Origin of the sequence: Streptomyces sp. NPDC002573, assembly GCF_042889625.1 — a bacterium.
Lineage (GTDB): Bacteria > Actinomycetota > Actinomycetes > Streptomycetales > Streptomycetaceae > Streptomyces > Streptomyces gibsoniae.
Genome location: NZ_JBIARC010000038.1, coordinates 64872 through 84555, shown reverse-complemented (window position 1 = coordinate 84555; position 19684 = coordinate 64872). Strand labels below are relative to the sequence as shown.

The window sequence follows — 19684 nt, the reverse complement described above, 5'->3', positions numbered from 1 at the left end:
CACATCACCCCCGCAGCCGCACGACAGGGAAGCGACCGCACCCGTGATCATGCCGCACCCAGCCGACCCGACGTCACGAATTGCGCACCAGAGTCGTCATCGGTACGTGGCTGGGCCACGGTTACTCCCTTCGGCCGCTTCGGGTAGATCAGGCCGGTGTTTTTGCGAGCACAGTGGGCGACGATGCCCTTGGGCCTTGACCCGGATTCTTGGACACCGGCTATGCGGCTTGGGCCAGAGTAGTTGTTGTCGTGGCGAGTGCTGTCTCGTAGGCGATGGGACTGCGTTGTCCGAGGCGGGAGTGACGGCGTCGGGTGTTGTAGCGGTTGAGCCAGCCGAACGCGTCGAGTCGGGCCTCGCGTTCGCTGGGCCAGGTCTTGCGGCCCTGGAGCGTCTCGCGTTTGAAGGTCGCGTTGAAGGACTCGGCGAGTGCATTGTCCGCGCTGGAGCCGATCGCGCTCATGGACTGGCGGACGCCGGCTTGGCGGCAGGCGTCGGCGAAGGCCCGGCTGGTGTACTGGGCTCCGTGGTCGGTGTGTATCACCGCTCCAGCGAGGTTGCCGCGGGTGTGTTCGGCGGCGGCCAGGGCGTCGGTGACGAGACCGGTGCGCATGTGGTCCGCGATCGCCCAGCCGGCCAGGCGACGTGAGGCGAGGTCAATCACGGTGGCCAGGTAGAGGAACTTCCCGCCGTCCAGCGGGAGATAGGTGATGTCGCCGACGTACTTCGTGTTCGGCTCACTCGCGGTGAAGTCGCGGCCGATGAGGTCCGGGGCCTTCGCCGCGGCCGGGTCGGCGATCGTGGTGCGGTGCCTGCGCCGCAGCCGCAGTCCTGCCAGGCCGATGCTGCGCATCACCCGAGCGATGCGCTTGTGGTTGACTCGCTCGCCGCCGTCGCGGAGTTCGGCGGTGATCCTGGGAACGCCGTAGGTGCCGCCCGATTCGTTGTGCACGGCTCGTATCCGGGTGGCGAGGTGGGCATCGGCCGCCTGCCGGGCGGCCCGGTCAGCGGCCGTCCAGCGCCAGTAGTAGAAGCTGGAGCGGGCGATGCCCAGGATGGTGCACAGCCGCTTCACGCCGTAGCGGCGCTGGTGGTCGGCAACGAACTGGAAGCGGTTCACCAGCGCGTCTCCCCGGCGAAATACTTCGCCGCCTTGCGCAGGATCTCGCGTTCTTCCTCCAGCTCGCGGACCTTCTGGCGCAGAGCGGCGTTCTCCGCCTCCAGCGGTGTCGGCGGCTCGGCTGGCACCTCCGCCCGGCGTCCACGCGGCCGGCTCGCGCCGGCTGCCCGCACCCAGTTCCGCAAGGTCTCGGGGTTGATCCCCAGATCGGCAGCGACCTGCCGGATCGTCGCCTGGGGCCGCGACTGGTACAGCGCGACCGCGTCCGCCTTGAACTGCGGCGGATAGTTCTTCATGACCACGAGATGTCCGTCCTCAGATCCTCAGGATCCAGTGTCTCGTGTGTCCAAGATCAGGGGTCAAGGCCCCTTCAGGCGCCGGGCAAGCCATGTGTTCGTGCGTTCGCGGCCGAGTCACCGAATGCGGAGCAGCCGACCCCGGCGGCAGTAGCTGCCCTCCAGCTCAGGTCGCATCAGGCAGCAGCGCGCTGAACTTCGATGGCGAGGGCGCCCAGAGCTTCCTTCTCGGGCGGGTAGATGGTGCGGATGTTGGCGAGCTGCTGTTCGCGGGTGGCGGTCGGGTTGACGTTGGCCGGTCCCTCGCCGTCGAGCAGTGCCTCGAAGTCGGGGTACTCGGTGACCCGCTTTACCTTGACCTCACAGGTCTCGTCGGTGCCCTTGATACGGAAGCGAATGACCTCGCCGGCGGAGAGGTCGGCGAGGTGCGGGTATTTGACCCGCACCTCGATGGTCTTGATGCCCGCGGCGACGAGCTCGAAGTACTGGCGGTAGAGGTTGAGCTCGCGGACGCGGGCGGTGGTGTCAGTCATGGGGCGGGAACGCTCCTGGTGGCTGGTTCGGACATCATCCGTCCGATCTCGGTGGCCGAGTACGAGCGGAAGAAATGGCGGGGGTCGGACAGCAAGGTATCCGTCATGGACAGCAGTTGCTCGGCGTACTCCACGACGGTGCCGGGCCACTGACGGGCATCGAGCATCCAGTCGGCTGCGCCTTCGGGTAAGGGCGCACGGCCGTCGCGGATCAGCGACTTGGACAGCTTGGCGCCGGTGTCGGTGACGACCTGCGGGCAGAACAGCCGGGCGGGGAGCTGGGCGCGGGTGAGACCGACGGCCTGGAGCGCCTCGTCGACCAGATGGGAGCCGAAGACCCAGTCGCCGCCCTTGACCATGACGTGCAGCGTGCCGTGCGGGTGCGGGTTCGACAGGGCCAGCTCCTTGACGAGGTTGCGATACAGGGTGGCCAGGTCCAGGTAGGCGCCTGCGGTTGGGGTGATTGCCGCCTGATAGGGGCCGTGATGGAGGCATACGGCAGCCACTTGCGCGGTCTCGCGATCGGTGAGATGGGCGCGGGTGCGTTCGGCGTGTTTCTCGGCCCAGCCGCAGCCGGGGTGTGGGCAGGGGATGCGCAGGTGTGGGGTGCCGGTGGAGGGGGCGAGCCACCAGCGGGCGGCGTCGAGGCGAGGCAGGAGGCGGAGCCAGGTGCGGCGGAAGTGTTCGCCGGCCTGCTGCTGGCTGTAGGTCTCGACCCGGTGTGGGATGCCGAGACGTCGGGAGAGCGCGGTGAACAGGGGTTGGTAGAGGGTGGTGACGAGGTCGGTCAGTGCCTGGTCACCGAGGGCCTGGGCGTAGGCGCGCTGGTAGCGGTGACCGCTGACCGGGTCGCTGGTCAGTTCGTAGGGGGCGTTGTCGAGGGCGCTGAACAGGACTTCGGTGGGGATGCCGAAGCGGTCGCGGAGGCGCGCGGCCATGGCGAAGGCCAGGGACTGCACGAGTGAGGTGCCGACGTGCGGGGCGCCGTTGATCTGAGTGCCGACGACCAGCACGATCCGCTCGGGTGGGGTGGCCAGGATGCGTGGGGTCAGGACGTCCTCGGCGTGGTGGAGGGCGTTGGCCAGGACAGTGTTCGGTGAGACGGGGTGGGTCGTCACGGGATGTCCCCCTGGGGTGGGTTGGGGTTCATTCGGTTCGGGTGTGGCCGAAGAGGAGGCGCTGGCGGAGCGTGGCGCGGTCCAGGTAGGAGTCGATCTCCGCAGGTGCGGCGCTGCGGGGGGAGCGGGTCGAGGCCGAGGACGAGAGCCGCCGGGGTCCCTTGGCCGAGCAACAGAGTCCAGGGGCGGCCGGTGGGGACGCGTTTGCGGTAGGGGGTGCCGTCGAAGCGCAGGGCCACCTCAGTCGGGGCGATCAGACGTAGGCGTGGCCCGATGTCCGGCGAGGGTGTGGTCGCTGAGCCGAGGTGCAGAGCTTCGGCGACTTCGCGCATGCGTTGCTCGATGACGGCCGGCGTCTCGTAGCAGCTGCGGGGCGGTTGGGGCACCAGAAGGAGGCAGCACAGAGTGGCGCCGGTCGGAGTGGTGTCCAACCACGTGGTGGTGGCCAGGGAGGCGATCAGTCCGGCGGACGGCGTGAAGGACTCGGTGCGGGCAGGCGTCACCATGTGCGCACCGCGCTGTGGTGGAAGGCGGCCCAGACGCACTTGCCGGGGCCCTGGCGTTCGTCCACGCCCCAGTGGTCGGCGACTGCGGAGACCAGATGCAGACCACGGCCGCCGTCGGCCGTGCCCCGTAGCTCCCGCTTGGCGGGTGCGCCATTGCCGCCGTCGTGCACCTCGATGCGCAGCACGGTGGCGTGCAGTTCGACGCGTACGAGGACCTGACCGCCCGCAGGCGCTCCGTGCAGGACGGCGTTGGTGGCCAGTTCGGAGGTGCACAGGCGGATGTCGTCGAGGCGTTCGGTCCGGCCCCATTGGGTAAGGACCTCGGCGACGAAGGAGCGGGCGGCGCCTGGGGTGGTCCGGCGCCGGTCGAAGAGCATCGTTTCGTGCTCGACGGCGCCGTCGAGGGCTTGGTCCGGTGCGAGGGTGTCCGGCTCGTCGGGCAGTCTGCTGGGCATGGCCAACAGCCAACCGCTGTCGCTCGTTTGGGTCGGGAGCCAGCGTGAGGGCCATGCGGGGGGCCACTATGGGGGCCAGAGTTCGCATGTTCCTGGGAGATGGGATGGGTGACACGGGGATCGGTGCGTTGCTCATCCGGTTGCGCACTGGGCGTGGTTGGACCCAGCAGCGGGTGGCCGACGAATACGCCCTGGAGGGACGGGCCGCCAAGACCGGTAAGGAGATTGGACGTTACGAGCGCGAGGCGCGCATCCCGGTTCCGTACACCCGCAGGTACCTGGCTCAGGTGTTCGGCGTCGACATCGGAATGCTCGACCGTGCTGTGGCGGTCAGCAAGGGCCGCCAGGGTGGAGACAAGGCTGCGGAGACCGTTCCGGCGCGGCCTGTGGTGCCCTCGCGATCAGGTGCTATGTCGGCGGCGGACGCGGCGATGTCGGCGGACTTCGCCCGGTTCATCGCGCAGCGCAACGCAGATGAGTTCGTCGTCGAGCAGTTGGAGGCCGATGTTGCTCGGCTCGCTCGCGCCTACGTCAGCCATCCGCTGATGGAGCTGTACATCGAGATCAAGCGGCTGAGGGACGGGGCGTTCGAGTTGCTGCGCGGGCGCCAGCATCCCCGGCAGACTGCTGACCTGTACGTCGCGGCCTCACGGTTGTGCGGGCTGTCCGCGCACGTCTGCTTGGACCTGGGCGACTACGACTCCGCTGCCACCCACGCCCGTACCGCTCGGGCGTGTGCGGAGGCGGTCGGGCACGAGGGGATGCTGGCCTGGGTGCGGGCCGTGGAGTCCCTGATCGCCTACTGGACTGGGCGGTACGAGCAGGCGGCGCGGCTGGCGCAGGCCGGCCGCCACCACCGGGCTCCCGGCAGCATCGGAGCCCGGCTGGCGAGCCTGGAGGCGCGTGCGCTGGCCGTAGCCGGAGACCGGGTGGGCGCGGTGGCCGCCCTTGCGGATGCCGAGCGCTCCCGTGAGGCAATGCCCGGCCATGACGAGGTGCCGGGCATCTTCGCCTTCCCGGCCGCCAAGCAGTTCGCGTACGCGGGCACGAGCCACTTGGCCGTGGGCGGGAGGGAACACGTCCAGCAGGCCATCGTCAGCGCGGACAGTGCGATCCGGCTCTACCGCAGTGCCGAGGACGACGACCAGTCGGTCGGCGACCTGTTCGCCGCGCATGTCGATCTCGCACGCGGTCACCTGCTCCTGGGCGACCTGGACGGCACTGAGGCGATGCTCGGATTCGTCCTCGAATCCCCGCCTGAACGAATGTCGGCCAGCATCGTGCGCCGGCTCACCGCTCTGGGCCGGGAGCTGGGAGGGCCGCAGTACGGTGGAGCCGCGCAGGCCGCCCACCTACGCGAACGACTCCAGCACACGGCCGTCCTCGCGGCCTCACCCGCCGCCCACTCACCGGAGCTGCCGACGTGACCGAACTGTCCGCCGCACGCGACGCCGCCGTCACCGACCGGAGCCGCCTCGCCGGAAGCGCCTACAACAGCGACCGGGACCTGGCCGCCCGGCAGTCGCTCTACCAGTGGCAGACACCCCGTTACGACCTGCCTGGCATCGTCGCCGAACAGCTGAGCGGCGTACGCGGGCGCGTGGTCGATGTCGGCTGCGGCAACGGCAAGTTCATTCAGCGGCTCCGCGACGACCGGCCCGAGCTGGCCCTGCTCGGCCTGGACATCGCCCCCGGCATCCTCGCCGGCGTGCCCGGCCCTGTCGCCGTCGCGGATGCCACCCGCCTGCCGTTGGCCACGGCGAGCGTCGATGCCGCCTTGGCGCTGCACATGCTGTACCACGTCCCGGACATCCCGCAGGCGGTCAGGGAGCTGTCCCGCGTCGTGGCCCGTGACGGGCTGGTGATCGCCTCCACCAACAGCGACCTGGACAAGGCCGAACTCGACGACCTGTGGCAGCGGGCCGCGGGCGATGTCCTCGGCACCGGACGCGGCCCGGCCCGCATCTCGCTCAGCGCCCGCTTTTCCCTGGAGAAGGCCCCGGCCTTTCTGCGGGAGGAGTTCGGCCGGGTGGAGACGATCGAACTGCCCGGCACCATCACGGTCCACGACCCGGAGCCGGTCATCGCGCACATGGCCTCGTACCGGGCGTGGGCGGACCAGCACGAGGTGCCCTTCGAGGCCACGATCGAGCGGGCCCGCACGATCCTTGCCGATCACATCGCCCGAAAGGGCACCTTCGAGGTCAGGTGTCTCGGCGGCATCCTCGTCTGCCGTCGCTGAGAGGCGACTTGGCTATCGCCGGCGGCCGCGTTCCGCAGGCCGTTCGATCACCGTCGTGGGCGTGGGTTGTGGCGTGGGCGTCACGGGTGTGGTGATGCGGCTGCTCCGGCTGCGAGCTGCCTGTGCTCGCCTGTTCGGCTGCACGGTGATGCGCCAGTTGAGAACCTCGGCAGGGCGTTCGGCACTGTCGAGTTCTCGCCGTGCGGCGACCTCGGCCAAGAGGTCTCGGGGGTTGTGGCCAGCGGTCTCGGCGCGGGCGAGGGTCGTGGTCAAGGCCGGCCAAGCGGGATCGGCGAGGACGCCGTCGGCGTGGTCGGGGAGGGCCGCGCGCAGATCCTGCTCGAAACGGCTGGCGGTTGTGGCGCGTGGTGCGCGACGGGTGAGATCGGCCAGGACTGGCTGGGCGGTCTGCTGGTAACCAGCCTGCAGGTGGCGGAAGGCTTCCTCGGCCGCGGCGGCCTGCTGCTCGTGGCCGCGCTGCTCACGCCACTTGGCGGCGGCGCGCGCCAAGTGGAGCGCGGCGAAGATCAGGGCGACGGCGAGTCCGCCCCGACCATGTGGGGCGTAGGCGAGTTCCTTGGCGGCTTCCCGGAAGGCGGTGGCGGCTTGGTGGTCGGCCCGGATCGCCGAGCGGCGGGCGCGGTTGAACGCCCTTGCGACGGCTTGCAGTTCGGCCCGGTGCTCGCCGTTGGTGGTGAGGGCCAGGTTGTGGAGGGCGTCGCCGAAGGCATCCAGGTGCCCCTGGGCCACCGCGTCGTCCCCCCAGTTGAGGACGGCGTGGGCGTCGCGGATGGCGGTTTCGGCGCGGTGCCACGGTTCGGCCGGGTCAGCCAGCTCTTGAGGGCGGTCGGCCAGCTCCTGGATGGGAAGGCGTTCGCAGAGCCGGTTGTAGGACAGGTCGGGGGCGAGCTTTGAGCCGCCGTACCAGATCGGCTCGCCTTGGGCAGTGTCGCCGGGCGCGGCCAGGCTGTAGCCGGTCACCTCGCCCGTCTCGGGGCCGATGCGCGGCCTGACCTGGATGCCGAGGGAGCGCAGCACCGTGAAGTACTCGTCGATGCTGCGTACGGCGGCGGCGACCGCGTACGCCTGCTCGCGCAGCCACTCCCGCGCGGTCTCCTCCCGACCCTGGCGTTCCGCCTTCGCCCGCTCAGCGCCGGTCGGGGTACGCGGGGCGGTGAGGTCACCGGACTTCAGGCGGCGCAGCCCGAACTCGGCCTCGATCTTGCGGCATTCCAGCTGTGCCCGCCATCCGTCCCGGTTCGTACGAGGGCGGCGGCCGTCTGCTCGGACGGTGGTGGCCATGATGTGGATGTGGTCGTCGGCGTGCCGGACCGCGATCCAGCGGCATGCCTTGTCGTCTCCTGCGGGGGCGATGCCCGTGGCGGCTACGACGCGGCGGGCAACCTCGGCCCACTCAGCGTCGGTGAGGTAGCGGTCGCCGGGCGCGGTGCGCACGGGGCAGTGCCACACATGCTGCGGTGGCTGCTTTCCGCCGAGCTCCCGGGTGCGGAGGTCGACGTGGTGGTCCAGGCGCCGGGCGAGCCGGGTGTAGGTGGCCTCGGGGTCGTGGCCGGGGTCAGGGGTGCCGGCCATGTCCCAGGCGGCCACGATGTGGGGGTCGGTGTGCTCGTCGCGCCGTCCCTTGCCGAAGAGGTAGTTGATCAGGCCGAGGGTGCTGGAGCCGGTGGAGACGTCAGGCACCATGACCGGCTCCTTCCGCCAGGAGCCGGTCCATGAGTGCGTAACTGGCCTGGGCGGCCTGCTCAATGCGGTCGAGGACGGCCTCGGCGCGCTCGGGTATCGCGCGGAGTGGATGGCTGTCGTGATCTGGTTGAGGTTGGTGCCGATCCGGTTCAGCGCCTTGGTGTGCGCTTCGATGGCCTCCACCAGAGGGCGGACGGGGGTCGTCCTCTGGGCTGCCGACCATGCCCGCCTTGCCGAGCGCAACGGCGAGGGCGGCGTCGCCGACGAAGCCGGCGAACTTCTGGTGGCGCCGCTTGGCCTCGGCGTCGATGAGACGGACCGCGGTCGGCGTGAAGCGGATCTTCTTCTCTTGGTCGCGCTTCTCGACGGTGCGCTTGCGGTTCATCCGCGCGGGCAGCGCGGGGGCGTCAGGCTCACGCCACGAGGGCTGCTCAATGGCGGCGGGCGGTTGACGGGCGGTCGGTGCGGCGTGTGGGGTGACGGAGTCGGCGACGGGCTGCTCTGTGCTGTCGGCGGTAGACGCGGTGCGGGGTTCGTTCACCCCCTCCTCAGGCTCGGGCGCCCGCTGGCGCCCGACTCCCTCTCCCGCCGCCACCCCAGGGGCGGAGGCAAGCGCGGACGAAGCCCCGTTAGGGGCTCGTTCGCTCCAGCTTGCTGCTGTTCGTCGGTCCCGGCTGAACCAACCCCAGCGGCGGGAGGAAGAGGGGTTCGTGTCGTTCTCGGTGTGCATGGTGGTGCTCCAAAGGAGAGGGGGATCGGGGTGTCACGTCCGTCGCATCCGTCGCACGCCTGGTCAGCGCAGGTACGGAGACGCGGGCAGGTACGGAGAACTCCGTCCCGGCGACAGAGTCCGTCCCCGCGCTGACCTGCGCGGGGACGGATGCGACGAAGTGATACGGACCCCGGTGGATCAGTGAGCGCGCTTCGGTCCGGCGGGGCCACCGGGCGGGCCGACAGGCAGCGTCCCCGCCGGGGCGGCGGGCGGCCTGCCCTGCGGCATGCGGGCGGGGGCGGCGCCGAGTTCGGGCTCGGGTGCCGCCTCGACGAGGTCCGGGCAGTTGCGGGCCCAGGCGTCCAGGAACCGGTTGCGCATGTACGCCTTGGCCTGCCTGCCCTTGTCGAACCGGTAGTTGGCCGGGCTGATGTTGAAGTCCCGCAGCAGGTTGCTCAGGTGGTAGGCGTTCAGCCCTTTGGTGCCGTGCTCCGCCCACGGGGCCTCAGCGTCCTGGAGCAGTGCGGCGACCAGATCCTGAGTGGCCAGAGCCTCGGGGTTGTCCGCCTGCGCGAAGATGCGGTGGATGTCACGCAGGAGCCGCGTCTTCAGGCTGCTCTGCTCGTCCTGGGCCGCCTCGTGGCTGGTCATGACCGTGCAGGCAGCACGAGCCTGGGCGGGCCACTGGCCGCCAGCCAGGTCGGCGATGATGACCAGCGGCTCCCAGGTGTCCGCGGCCCGGTCCTCCACCGGCATGTGCGGCACCATGCGGGCAGCCTGCCCGCGCAGGGGACCCAGCCAGGCGGTCAGCCGGTCACGCAGCGCGTTGAGTTCCGGCACCGAATACCGGGAGCGGAACGGGGTGACCTTTTCGCCCGGCTTACGCTTCTGCATCCGCAGAACGACCGCCCGATCCATGACCGTGTCCGGCAGGTCGCCGATACCCGCGATGGCGGCCATGGCGAAGGTGGGGAACGGGGTCGGTTTGTGCTCAGGACCGGAGATTCGCCAGGCGGGCCGGTTGCGCTGGTGCCCGGCATTCAGCAGGCCGCGCAGGATCTCACTGTCACCGCTCGCCTTGGGGCCGAAGATGGTGTCCGCCTCGTCCACCAGCAGGGTGGGAGGGTTCTTGCCGATGATCCGGAAGATGACCGCCGGGGAGGTGTTCACCGTCATCATCGGCTGGTGCACGGTCTCGTGGAGCACGTCCAGAACCCGGGACTTGCCGCACCCCTTCGTCGGGCTCACCACCGCGAGACGCGGAGCATGCTGCAGAGCCGTCTGGATGTGCGTGGCCGCCACCCACAAGGTGACAGCGGTCAGCGCCTCCTCGTTGGGCAGTACCACGTACTTGCCGATCGCTGCCTGCAACTCGTCCAGCAGCGCGACCCCGTCAGCGGCCACCTGAGCACCGGCGCCTTCATGGCCGCCGGCGCGTGTCCCGCCATCGGTGGCTGCGATCTCCTGTTGCTCGGCCGGCTCCCCGGGGACGTCGGTCCCCGGCGACAGGTGACGGCCGCTGTCCCGGTCCCCACTGCGGTCCCATGGTGCAACTCCAGAGTCTTGGGGACCGGTCCCCGTTGGCGTGCCGATGCCACTGACCTGCACGTCTCCAACGGAATTGGATATAGGGACCGTGGTTCGCGCCGACAGGGGACGGGATGCGTCGAGGGGACGGTCCCCTGATACTGCAGCAGCAGAATGCTCGTCCCCGCGGCGTCCGGGGACGCGTTGGCCGGGGACCGTGACCTCGGGCCAGCTGACCTTGGGGACCGTGTTCGGGTTGGTGGGGGACGTAGAGTCCTCCATAGACGTTCCTCTCAGACGAGGGGCAGGACGGGCAAGGTCCAGCCCCTCGTCGGCTTGTTCGTTCAGGGATGGGCTGTGTGCGGGGGACTCTCCGGCCTTCGGCGTTGACGCGCCGAGGGCCGTTTCCGTGTCCCGGGCCTCCGGCGGCTCAGGAGGCCAGACCCCACTCGTCTCGGCCCTCGATCAGCGCCCGCTCGTAGCGCAGCAGCTCGGCCTCGGGGTACAGCACCCGCTTGCCGATCTTGATGCCGCGCGGCCCCTTCTCGATCTGGCGCCAGTAGCGGACGGTGCTCTCGGCTGTGCGGTAGCGCTCGGCGACCTCGGCGGTGGTCAGATATCGCATGCATTCCCAATCGACTAGGTGGCACTTCGTTCTGCATAGGTTGTACTCGACGATCGCCGGTTAGCCAAATCGGGAAGGTCATGTTTCAATTGGGAAAGCAACGGTCAGGGTGGAGGTTCGATGGCAGGCGACAAGGCCGACGGCGGTGAGGTGCCGCTGCTCTACAGCGAGGGCAACATCGCCGCGCGGGTGGCGCTGGAGCGCGAGGTCAGGGGATGGAGCACGATCGAGCTGGCGGACCGGGTGTCCAAGGCCGGCGTCAAGATGAACCAGACCGCGGTCTGGCGCATCGAAAACGGCACCCCGCGCCGCCGTATCAACGTCGACGAAGCCCTCGCCTTCGCCCGCGTCTTCGAGCTGCCCCTCGAAGAGCTGATGTCCCCGCCGCTAGAGGGGCTGGACCTCGACAGCAGACGGCTCGTCCAGGAAGCCGTCGAGGCGTACTACGAGACACGCGACGCCGAGGACCGCCTGCACCACGCCGTCGTCGGCATCGCCGGGTACATCCAGACCCACCCCGAGAGCTCGCGGGCCATTCACGAGCAGTGCCTTCGCCTCATGGGCGATGAGCGCGACGCCCGCACCCTCACCGAGCACATCGAGGGCGGCAGCTACCACCGATAACCAACCCAAGGGAGAAGCCACTTGGCGAACATCCAGAAGCGCCCCAACGGCAAATGGCGGGCCCGCTACCGCGACCTTGACGGCAAGGAGCACGCCCGCCACTTCGACCGGAAGCTCGACGCCCAGCGCTGGCTCGACGAGGTCACGGCCAGCATCGTCACCGGCCTGTACGTCGACCCGCAGGCCGGACGGATCACGTTCGAGAAGTACGCGAAGAAGTGGGAGGAGTCGCTCATCGCCAGTGAGGCGGGCGAGCGGATCACCGACAACGCACTCCGGCTCCACCTCGTCCCGGCGCTCGGCGCCCGCGCCATGGCGGCGATACGCCGCAACGACCTCCAGGTGCTCTTCAAGAGCCTGTCCGAGCAACTCGGCCCCGGCAGCGTGCGCAACGTCTACGACGTCCTCGTACGCCTCATGACGGCGGCCGTCGAGGACAAGGTCATCGCCTCCAGTCCGTGCCGCCGGATCACCCTCCCGCCCATGCAGGACGAGGAGGTCACCCCACCCACGGTTGCGCAGGTCGAGGCTATGGCCCGCGTGATGCCGCCGTACATCCGCGCGGCGATCGTCACGCTCGCCGGATCGGGCTTGCGAATAGGCGAGTTGCTCGGCCTCAAGGTGTCGGACGTCGATTTCAAGGACGGCGCCATCCGCGTCGAGCGCCAGCGCCTCCAGTCCGGGAAGATCGGCCCGCCGAAGACCGCCAAGTCCCGGCGCACCGTCCCGGTCGGCGAGGTCGTCACAGACGCCCTCATCACGCACCTCGCCGCACGCCCCTCCAAGGACTGGCTGTTCACGATGGAGGAGGGCGAACCGCTCAACTACCGTCGCTGGAAGACGGAGTGGAACTGCGCCCGCAGGACGCTTCAAGCGGCGGAGAACGAGGCGGCCGAGCGCGAGGGCCGTAAGCCCGTCGAACTGCCGCACATGGTGACCCACGACCTGCGCCACTTCTACGCCTCCGCCCTCATCGCCGGCGGAGCGAGCGTCAAGCAGGTCCAGCTCGTCCTCGGCCACGCGTCCGCCGTCATCACGCTGCGGATCTACGCGCACCTCTGGCCGGGCGAAGAAGACCGCACCCGGACCGTCATGGACGCCGTTCTCGGCGGCCTGCGGACCGGGTGCGGACTCGGAGACACTGCAACCAGAATAATCGCAGGTCAGAAGGCATGAAGAAAGATCAAGCCTTCTTGGTCTCCCAGAAGATCTTGTCGATCTGGGCGATGTAGTCCAGAGCCTTCTGACCCGTCGCCGGGTCGGTCGACGCCTTGGCGGCCGAGAGGGCCTTCAGGGTGTCGTTGACCAGCTGGTGCAGCTCCGGGTACTTCTCGAAGTGCGGGGCCTTGAAGTAGTCGCTCCACAGCACCGAGACGTGGTGCTTGGCGAGCTCGGCGCGCTGCTCCTTGATGACGGTGGCGCGAGCCTGGAAGTGCGGGTCGTCGTTTGCGGCCATCTTCTCCTGCACGGCCTTCACCGACTCCGCCTCGATGCGGGCCTGGGCCGGGTCATAGACGCCACAGGGCAGGTCGCAGTGGGCGCTGACCTTGACCTTGGGGGCAAACAGGCGGGAGAGCATGAAGCTGTCCTTCCTCGTGATCGTCTTCTCAGGTGGGACATTACTCCGTAGGGGACGGGTTTTCGCGAGTGCCCCCATGGGCTTACGACAAAAGTCCGGGGTGAAACTGGGACTGGTGGAGGATCGGACCGGGGAGGTGCCGGTGATGCCGGAGCTGTCACAGGAGATCGAGCGTACGAGGGCCCTGCTGCCGTTCGGGCTGGCGGAGGTGAGGGGGCCGTCCATGGTGCCGACGCTGCACCATGGGGACCAGCTGCTGCTCCAGTACGGGGCGCGGGTGCGTCCGGGTGACGTGATCGTCCTGCGGCATCCCTTCCAGCAGGACCTGCTGGTCGTCAAGCGCGCCGTGGAACGGCGCGAGGGCGGCTGGTGGGTGCTCGGCGACAATCCGTACGCGGGCGGGGACAGCACCGACTACGGCACCGTTCCCGAGGAACTGGTCCTCGGGAGGGTGTGGCTGCGCTACCGGCCGCTCAAGGAGGGTCAGCGCTCGCCGCTCACGGTGGTGCGCTGGGCGCTCACGGCGGCCCGGCCCGTGCTGGGCGACCGGTCGGCCTCCAGGCGCTTGCGGGCGCGGTAGGCGGCCACGTTCGCGCGGGTGGCGCAGCGGTCCGAGCAGTACCGCCGGGAGCGGTTGGTCGAGGTGTCGAGGTAGGCGTTGCGGCACGGCGCCGCCTCGCACAGGCCCAGGCGGTCCACGCCGTACTCGGTGAGATGGAAGGCGAGACCCATCGCCGCGATCGCCGCGAAGCCCGCGGTCGCGTTCGACGGGTGGTCCGCGAGGTGCATGTGCCACAGCGGGCGGCCGTCCTCGTCCCGGTGGTCGTGCCCGGAGATCTGCGGGCTCACCGGGAACTCCAGGAGCAGGGAGTTCAGCAGGTCCACCGCGAGTGTCTCGTCGCCCTGGTCCGCCGCCTCGAAGACCGCGCGCAGCCGGGCCCGGACCGAGCGGAAACGGGTCACATCGGCGTCGGTGGCGCGGCGGGCCGCGGACTGGTTGACGCCGAAGAGGTCGCGCACGGCCTCCACCGAGGTGAGCGAGTCCTTGCCCCGGACCGGCTCCTCGCTGTTCACGAGGCGTACGGCGAAATCCGAGTAATAGGCCAGTTCCACTTGTAGTCCTTACCGTGGCGCTCTATGGTCGTCGATGAGGTCGGGTAACAGACGATCGTGCATCAAGGGTATTACGTGACGGGGAGGACGGAGGCTCGCGATGGCGGACACGGACATCACGGCGGGGACCGACTGGGGCGCCTGGCAGGAGAGCTGGGACCGCCAGCAGGAGTGGTACATGCCCGATCGCGAGGACCGCTTCCGGATCATGCTCGACATGGTTGAGGCGTTCGTGGGCGACACGCCCCGCGTCCTCGATCTCGCCTGCGGCACCGGAAGCATCACCGCCCGGCTGCTCGCCCGCTTCCCCGGGGCCACCAGTACCGGCGTGGACCTCGACCCCGCGCTGCTGACCATCGCCCGCGGCACGTTCCGGGGTGACGACCGGGTCACCCTCGTCGAGGCAGACCTCAAGGACCCCGACTGGCCGGCGCGTCTGCCGCACGACACGTACGACGCGGTTCTCACCGCCACGGCCCTTCACTGGCTGCGGACCGACCCCCTCCAGGCCCTCTACGGCCGGATCGCGGAACTCGTCCCCCCCGACGGCGTCTTCATGAACGCCGACCACATGATCGACGACACCACGCCTCGGATCAACGCGGCCGAGCGGGCGCACCGGCGCGAACGCGGGGAGCGTGGCTTGCGCGACGGCGCCCTCGACTGGGCCGAGTGGTGGCAGCTCGCGGCGAAGGACCCGGTACTCGCCGCGCCGACCGCCCGCCGCTTCGAGATCTACGGCGAGCACGCCGACGGCGAGACGCCCTCCGCCGCATGGCACGCGCGCGTGCTGCGCGAGAAGGGCTTCGCCGAGGCCCGCCCGGTGTGGTGCTCGCCCTCGGACACACTGCTGCTGGCGGTCAGGTAGCGCGCACGCGGAAGGGGCGGTACGGGAGATCCGTACCGCCCCTTCGCGACGTACCGTCGTTACGCCCGTACCGCTAGAGCACCTTGGACAGGAACGACTGCGTCCGCTCGTGCTGGGGGTTCGTCAGAACATCCCGCGGGTTGCCCGACTCGACCACCACGCCGCCGTCCATGAAGACGAGCGAGTCGCCCACCTCGCGGGCGAAGCCCATCTCGTGGGTGACGACGACCATCGTCATGCCGGACTCGGCGAGGTCGCGCATCACGTCGAGGACGTCGCCGACCAGCTCCGGGTCGAGAGCCGAGGTCGGCTCGTCGAACAGCATCAGCTTCGGGTCCATCGCGAGGGCACGCGCGATGGCCACACGCTGCTGCTGGCCGCCGGAGAGCTGCGAGGGGTAGTACCCCGCCCGGTCCGCGAGCCCCACGCGCTCCAGCAGTTGCATCGCGCGTTCCTTGGCCTCGGCCTTGCTCACGCCCTTGACCTGGACCGGCGCCTCGATGACGTTCTCCAGGGCGGTCATGTGCGGGAACAGGTTGAAGCGCTGGAAGACCATACCGATGTCGCGGCGCTTCATCGCGACCTCACGGTCGCGCAGCTCGTACAGCTTGTCGCCCTGCTGCCGGTAGCCGACCAGCTCGCCGTCCACGTACAGCCGGCCCGCGTTGATCTTCTCCAGGTGGTTGATGCACCGCAGGAACGTCGACTTGCCGGAACCGGAGGGGCCGATGAGGCAGAACACCTCGCCGGACCTGACCTCCAGGTCGATGCCCTTGAGGACCTCCACGGCCCCGAAGGACTTGTGGACCCCCTCGGCCTTGACCATGGGGACGGTCGTGTCCTTCGCCGGAGCGTCGTTCTTCGTGAGGTTCTCGGTCATGCCACGGCTCCCTTCGGACGGCCGATGGAGAACATGTTGGCCTTGACCTTCTGCCACGGCGTCGGCGGGAGCTGACGGCTGGAGCCGCGCGCGTAGTACCGCTCGATGTAGTACTGACCCACGCTGAGCACCGACGTCATGATGAGATACCAGGCGGCGGCGAGGAAGTACATCTCCACCGGGGCGCCCGAGGTCTGGCCGATGTCCTGGGCGTAGCGGAAGAGTTCGGGGAACTGGACGGCCGCCACGAGCGAGGTCGTCTTCAGCATGTTGATCACTTCATTGCCGGTCGGCGGCACGATCACTCGCATCGCCTGCGGAATGATGATCCGGCGCAGTGTCCTGCTGTGGCTCATGCCCAGCGCGTGCGCCGCCTCCGTCTGCCCCTCGTCCACGGCGAGCAGGCCGGCCCGGCAGATCTCGGCCATGTACGCCGCCTCGTTCAGACCCAGGCCGAGCAGCGCCGTCAGCAGCGGCGTCATGAAGTTCGACCAGTAGTCCTTGTAGAACGGCATGAGGTTGATGTACTCGAAGACCAGGCCCAGGTTGAACCAGAGGAAGAGCTGGACCAGGACCGGGGTGCCGCGGAAGAACCAGATGTAGAACCAGGCGACGGACGACGTCACCGGGTTCTTCGACAGCCGCATCACCGCGAGCACGATGCCGCCCACGATGCCGATCAACATGGACAGGACCGTCAGCATGAGGGTCTTGCCCACACCCGTCAGGATGCGGTGGTCGAAGAAGTAGTCCGGTACGGCATGCCAGTTGATCTTGCCCTGGCCGAACGCGTAGATGATCGCCACGAGGAGCGCGATCGCGATGAGAGCGGAGACGTACCGTCCGTAGTGCCTGACCGGAACGGCCTTGATGGCCTCCGCGCCGGCCGAGGGGGTGTCCTGGGGGTCCGCCGCCTTGTCGGTGTCAACAGTCACGGGTCTTGCCTTTCAGTGGCCGCGGAGCCGCGGTCACTTGCCGCCGTTGATGACGGATTCCTTCGAGGCACCGTCCTCGGCACCCCACTTCGTGAGGATCTTCTGGTACTCGCCGCTCTTGATGAGCGCGTTCACCGCGGCCTGCAGGGCGTCCCGCAGCTGGGTGTTCTCCTTGGAGACCGCGATGCCGTACGGGGCGGCCTCGACCTGGTCGCCGACGAGCTGGAAGTCCTTGCCGCCGCCCGAGGTCTTCACCGCGTACGCGGCCACCGGGAAGTCGGAGGACGCGGCGTCGGCACCACCGGAACGCAGCCGGGTCTGGGCCTGCTGGTCGTCGTCGAAGGCCTCGATGGTGATCTTCTTGCCGCCCGTGCACTTCTTGGTCTCGGTCTTGGCGAGATCCTCCGACACGGTGCCGCGCTCCACGGCGAGCTTCTTGCCGCACAGGTCCGACCACGTCGCGATGCCGCCGGTGTCGCCCTTGCGCGTGTAGATCGAGACACCCGCAGTCAGGTAGTCGACGAAGTCGACGCCCTCGCCGACCTTCTTGCCGCTGTCGGGGTCGACACCGTCCTGGCGGCTCTTGTTGTCGGTCATCGCGGACATCGCGATGTCATAGCGCTTGGAGCGGATACCCGTGAGCAGAGCGTCGAACGTGCCGTTCTCGAACTCGAACTTCACGCCGAGCTGCTTGCCCATGGCGTCCGCGAGATCGGGGTCCAGGCCCGCCGTCTTGCCGGAGGCGTCCTTGAACTCCACCGGCGCGTAGGCGATGTCCGAGCCGACCTTGACGACGCCCGCCTGACGGATCGACGCCGGGAGCTTGGCGGCCAGCGGGGCGGACGCCGCGGAGGAGCTGCCCGTGGGGTTGCTGTTGTTGTTCTTCGTCTGGTCACCGCAGCCGGTGAGCACGAGGGTGCCGGCGACCGCGACGGCGCCGACCGCGGCTATCCGGGAGCGCAAGGCGGTCGCACGACGGGTGGAGCTTGCGGTCATGGTGGGTTCCTCCGGCGGGATGAGTGATGCCGATGGTCGACGAGAGCACACACCGTTGGGTGTCGCGACCTCGTGTGGTTGAGGCATCTTGCCATTGGGCCGCTCATATTCAGGGGCGTCGCCATGTCAAAATCCCATAACGGGCGACCCCCGAACCGCGCTCGGAGCGTGGATCACGGCCGGGCTTTTGCAGGAATCGATCCTTCCGGCCGGAAGATCTTCGGCAGTTCGCACGATGCGCGCGACCGCGACGGTGCAGCCTGGGGCCTGAGGAGACATGCCGGAGACTTGTCCATATTTCCAGCCATGAGTCATCTCACCGGCGTGTGACCTTAGCTTTATGGACTCGTCCGGGACACCATCCGTCCGGTAAGAAGGTGCATTACACCCCTCATCAGGGGCTCAGGGCGCGTGTGCGGCGCGCCCGTCGCGTGTGCACCCGTACGCATCAGTCAACTGGGTCACATGCGGTGCCCGCCCACCCCTCACCAGGAGTGGTCACCCTCAAACCATGCATACCTAAGGGGTACGACACAGTGGCAGCGGAGATCGTCAATCCTCGCAGCGACAACGGTGCGGATCAGGACGGTGGGGGCGAACCCCACGATTCCTTCGATCCGGCGTTCGCGCTGCACCGCGGGGGCAAGATGGCCGTGCAGGCCACCGTGCCGATCCGCGACAAGGACGACCTGTCCCTTGCGTACACGCCCGGGGTCGCCCGGGTGTGCACCGCCATCGCGGAGCGGCCGGAACTGGTCCACGACTACACATGGAAATCCTCGGTCGTCGCCGTGGTGACGGACGGCACGGCCGTGCTCGGACTCGGTGACATCGGTCCCGAGGCCTCCCTCCCGGTCATGGAGGGCAAGGCGATCCTGTTCAAGCAGTTCGGCGGGGTGGACGCGGTCCCGATCGCCCTGGACTGCACGGACGTGGACGAGATCGTCGAGACCGTGGCCCGGCTCGCGCCCTCCTTCGGCGGCGTGAATCTGGAGGACATCTCGGCGCCGCGGTGCTTCGAGATCGAGCGCCGGCTCCAGGAGCGGGTGGACATCCCGGTCTTCCACGACGACCAGCACGGTACGGCCGTGGTGACGCTGGCGGCCCTGCGCAACGCCGCGCGGCTGACCGGCCGGGGGCTCGGCGATCTGCGGGCCGTCATCTCGGGCGCCGGAGCGGCGGGTGTCGCCATCGCCAAGATGCTGGTCGAGGCGGGCATCGGCGATGTGGCGGTCGCGGACCGCAAGGGCGTGGTGTCGGCCGACCGGGACGACCTGACGCCGGTCAAGCGGGAACTCGCCGGGTTCACGAACAAGGCGGGCCTCACGGGGTCGCTGGAGCACGCCCTCGAGGGCGCCGACGTCTTCATCGGTGTCTCCGGCGGCACGGTGCCCGAGAAGGCCGTCGCCTCGATGGCCGAGGACGCCTTCGTCTTCGCCATGGCCAACCCCAACCCGGAGATCCACCCGGACGTCGCGCACAAGTACGCGGCCGTGGTGGCGACCGGGCGGTCCGACTTCCCGAACCAGATCAACAACGTGCTCGCGTTCCCCGGCATCTTCGCCGGCGCGCTGCAGGTGCGGGCGTCCCGGATCACCGAGGGCATGAAGATCGCGGCGGCCGAGGCGCTGGCGTCGGTCGTCGGTGACGACCTGGCGGCCGACTACGTGATCCCGTCGCCCTTCGACGAGCGGGTGGCCCCGGCGGTGACGGCGGCCGTGGCCGCCGCCGCGCGGGCCGAGGGCGTCGCACGACGATGACGCCGCGTCGGGCGGGCGGGGTCGTGCGACCCGCCCGCCCGCGCTCTGCGGTCCGCGGTTCGTCCTGTACGACCCCGGTCGCCAGCCGCGA

General features: G+C 69.2%; 20 protein-coding genes. 7 read left to right on the top strand and 13 right to left on the bottom strand.

Annotated elements, in window-relative coordinates; translation table 11 throughout:
* Positions 1 to 220 precede the first annotated feature (220 nt).
* The 4 genes from ACFYX0_RS30275 to ACFYX0_RS30260 all read right to left on the bottom strand — a co-directional run bounded on the left by ACFYX0_RS30275 (position 221) and on the right by ACFYX0_RS30260 (position 4028).
* Positions 221 to 1422 (bottom strand): IS3 family transposase gene (locus tag ACFYX0_RS30275; protein WP_388974736.1). Its coding sequence is split into 2 segments (ribosomal slippage): positions 221 to 1137 and positions 1137 to 1422, totalling 1203 coding nucleotides; the frame shifts between segments, so codons are not numbered across the junction.
* 170 nt (positions 1423 to 1592) lie between these two features.
* Complete coding sequence (locus tag ACFYX0_RS30270; protein WP_388974735.1) at positions 1593 to 1949, bottom strand: ASCH domain-containing protein; 357 nt, start codon at positions 1947 to 1949, stop codon at positions 1593 to 1595.
* Complete coding sequence (locus ACFYX0_RS30265) at positions 1946 to 3067, bottom strand: hypothetical protein (RefSeq protein ID WP_388974733.1); 1122 nt, start codon at positions 3065 to 3067, stop codon at positions 1946 to 1948. The genes ACFYX0_RS30270 and ACFYX0_RS30265 overlap by 4 nt, the downstream gene beginning before the upstream one ends.
* Positions 3068 to 3566: 499 nt before the next feature.
* Positions 3567 to 4028, bottom strand: coding sequence for an ATP-binding protein (locus ACFYX0_RS30260; protein ID WP_388974731.1), 462 nt, complete (start codon positions 4026 to 4028; stop codon positions 3567 to 3569).
* A 104-nt stretch (positions 4029 to 4132) separates the two neighbouring features.
* Here ACFYX0_RS30260 and ACFYX0_RS30255 point away from each other — a divergent pair, with 104 nt between their 5' ends.
* Positions 4133 to 5455 (top strand): XRE family transcriptional regulator, encoded by a 1323-nt coding sequence (locus tag ACFYX0_RS30255; RefSeq protein ID WP_388974729.1) that lies wholly within the window; start codon positions 4133 to 4135, stop codon positions 5453 to 5455.
* A complete protein-coding gene (locus tag ACFYX0_RS30250; RefSeq protein ID WP_388974727.1) occupies positions 5452 to 6270 on the top strand; it encodes a class I SAM-dependent methyltransferase in 819 nt (272 codons plus the stop codon). The genes ACFYX0_RS30255 and ACFYX0_RS30250 overlap by 4 nt, the downstream gene beginning before the upstream one ends.
* Positions 6271 to 6282: 12 nt before the next feature.
* Here ACFYX0_RS30250 and ACFYX0_RS30245 read toward each other — a convergent pair whose 3' ends face one another.
* From ACFYX0_RS30245 to ACFYX0_RS30230, 4 genes are all read right to left on the bottom strand, one after another.
* A complete protein-coding gene (locus ACFYX0_RS30245; RefSeq protein ID WP_388974725.1) occupies positions 6283 to 7974 on the bottom strand; it encodes a relaxase/mobilization nuclease domain-containing protein in 1692 nt (563 codons plus the stop codon).
* On the bottom strand, positions 7964 to 8515 hold the full coding sequence (locus ACFYX0_RS30240; RefSeq protein WP_388974723.1) for a hypothetical protein: 552 nt from the start codon (positions 8513 to 8515) through the stop codon (positions 7964 to 7966). The genes ACFYX0_RS30245 and ACFYX0_RS30240 overlap by 11 nt, the downstream gene beginning before the upstream one ends.
* A gap of 369 nt (positions 8516 to 8884) precedes the next feature.
* Complete coding sequence (locus ACFYX0_RS30235) at positions 8885 to 10090, bottom strand: DUF3631 domain-containing protein (RefSeq protein ID WP_388974721.1); 1206 nt, start codon at positions 10088 to 10090, stop codon at positions 8885 to 8887.
* A gap of 553 nt (positions 10091 to 10643) precedes the next feature.
* Complete coding sequence (locus ACFYX0_RS30230) at positions 10644 to 10838, bottom strand: AlpA family transcriptional regulator (protein WP_019889361.1); 195 nt, start codon at positions 10836 to 10838, stop codon at positions 10644 to 10646.
* A gap of 120 nt (positions 10839 to 10958) precedes the next feature.
* Between ACFYX0_RS30230 and ACFYX0_RS30225 the strand changes: the two genes are divergently transcribed.
* Positions 10959 to 11462: a helix-turn-helix domain-containing protein gene (locus ACFYX0_RS30225; protein ID WP_388974719.1), complete on the top strand. Its 504-nt coding sequence runs from the start codon at positions 10959 to 10961 to the stop codon at positions 11460 to 11462.
* Between the two features lie 21 nt (positions 11463 to 11483).
* Positions 11484 to 12638 (top strand): tyrosine-type recombinase/integrase, encoded by a 1155-nt coding sequence (locus ACFYX0_RS30220; RefSeq protein ID WP_388974717.1) that lies wholly within the window; start codon positions 11484 to 11486, stop codon positions 12636 to 12638.
* Between the two features lie 7 nt (positions 12639 to 12645).
* Here the strand turns inward: ACFYX0_RS30220 and sodN are convergent, their stop codons facing one another.
* Positions 12646 to 13041, bottom strand: a complete 396-nt coding sequence (sodN, locus tag ACFYX0_RS30215) for a superoxide dismutase, Ni (RefSeq protein ID WP_100828187.1) — start codon at positions 13039 to 13041, stop codon at positions 12646 to 12648.
* 145 nt (positions 13042 to 13186) lie between these two features.
* Here sodN and sodX point away from each other — a divergent pair, with 145 nt between their 5' ends.
* Positions 13187 to 13621, top strand: a complete 435-nt coding sequence (gene sodX, locus ACFYX0_RS30210) for a nickel-type superoxide dismutase maturation protease (protein WP_388974743.1) — start codon at positions 13187 to 13189, stop codon at positions 13619 to 13621.
* Here sodX and ACFYX0_RS30205 read toward each other — a convergent pair.
* Positions 13525 to 14154, bottom strand: a complete 630-nt coding sequence (locus ACFYX0_RS30205) for a CGNR zinc finger domain-containing protein (protein ID WP_311692838.1) — start codon at positions 14152 to 14154, stop codon at positions 13525 to 13527. The genes sodX and ACFYX0_RS30205 overlap by 97 nt on opposite strands.
* 100 nt (positions 14155 to 14254) lie before the next feature.
* On the opposite strand from ACFYX0_RS30205, the gene ACFYX0_RS30200 reads away from it, so the two are divergent.
* A complete protein-coding gene (locus ACFYX0_RS30200; RefSeq protein WP_388974715.1) occupies positions 14255 to 15022 on the top strand; it encodes a class I SAM-dependent methyltransferase in 768 nt (255 codons plus the stop codon).
* A 73-nt stretch (positions 15023 to 15095) separates the two neighbouring features.
* Here ACFYX0_RS30200 and ACFYX0_RS30195 read toward each other — a convergent pair whose 3' ends face one another.
* From ACFYX0_RS30195 to ACFYX0_RS30185, 3 genes are read right to left on the bottom strand one after another with little or no spacing between them, the layout of a single operon-like run.
* A complete protein-coding gene (locus ACFYX0_RS30195; protein WP_388974742.1) occupies positions 15096 to 15848 on the bottom strand; it encodes an amino acid ABC transporter ATP-binding protein in 753 nt (250 codons plus the stop codon).
* A 50-nt stretch (positions 15849 to 15898) separates the two neighbouring features.
* The gene (locus ACFYX0_RS30190; RefSeq protein ID WP_388974713.1) at positions 15899 to 16837 is read right to left on the bottom strand and encodes an amino acid ABC transporter permease; all 939 of its coding nucleotides are present in this window, start codon (positions 16835 to 16837) and stop codon (positions 15899 to 15901) included.
* 33 nt (positions 16838 to 16870) lie between these two features.
* A complete protein-coding gene (locus ACFYX0_RS30185; protein ID WP_355911281.1) occupies positions 16871 to 17833 on the bottom strand; it encodes an ABC transporter substrate-binding protein in 963 nt (320 codons plus the stop codon).
* 536 nt (positions 17834 to 18369) lie between these two features.
* On the opposite strand from ACFYX0_RS30185, the gene ACFYX0_RS30180 reads away from it, so the two are divergent.
* Positions 18370 to 19593: an NADP-dependent malic enzyme gene (locus tag ACFYX0_RS30180; RefSeq protein ID WP_311692828.1), complete on the top strand. Its 1224-nt coding sequence runs from the start codon at positions 18370 to 18372 to the stop codon at positions 19591 to 19593.
* Positions 19594 to 19684: the final 91 nt, after the last annotated feature.

Bases quoted from the DNA above. Each gene is read 5' to 3' on its own strand.
- ACFYX0_RS30270 (WP_388974735.1), bottom strand. From the start codon at position 1,949: ATGACTGACACCACCGCCCGCGTCCGCGAGCTCAACCTCTACCGCCAG.
- ACFYX0_RS30260 (WP_388974731.1), bottom strand. From the start codon at position 4,028: ATGCCCAGCAGACTGCCCGACGAGCCGGACACCCTCGCACCGGACCAA.
- ACFYX0_RS30255 (WP_388974729.1), top strand. From the start codon at position 4,133: ATGGGTGACACGGGGATCGGTGCGTTGCTCATCCGGTTGCGCACTGGG.
- ACFYX0_RS30245 (WP_388974725.1), bottom strand. From the start codon at position 7,974: ATGGTGCCTGACGTCTCCACCGGCTCCAGCACCCTCGGCCTGATCAAC.
- ACFYX0_RS30230 (WP_019889361.1), bottom strand. From the start codon at position 10,838: ATGCGATATCTGACCACCGCCGAGGTCGCCGAGCGCTACCGCACAGCC.
- ACFYX0_RS30225 (WP_388974719.1), top strand. From the start codon at position 10,959: ATGGCAGGCGACAAGGCCGACGGCGGTGAGGTGCCGCTGCTCTACAGC.
- sodN (WP_100828187.1), bottom strand. From the start codon at position 13,041: ATGCTCTCCCGCCTGTTTGCCCCCAAGGTCAAGGTCAGCGCCCACTGC.
- sodX (WP_388974743.1), top strand. From the start codon at position 13,187: ATGCCGGAGCTGTCACAGGAGATCGAGCGTACGAGGGCCCTGCTGCCG.
- ACFYX0_RS30200 (WP_388974715.1), top strand. From the start codon at position 14,255: ATGGCGGACACGGACATCACGGCGGGGACCGACTGGGGCGCCTGGCAG.
- ACFYX0_RS30195 (WP_388974742.1), bottom strand. From the start codon at position 15,848: ATGGTCAAGGCCGAGGGGGTCCACAAGTCCTTCGGGGCCGTGGAGGTC.
- ACFYX0_RS30185 (WP_355911281.1), bottom strand. From the start codon at position 17,833: ATGACCGCAAGCTCCACCCGTCGTGCGACCGCCTTGCGCTCCCGGATA.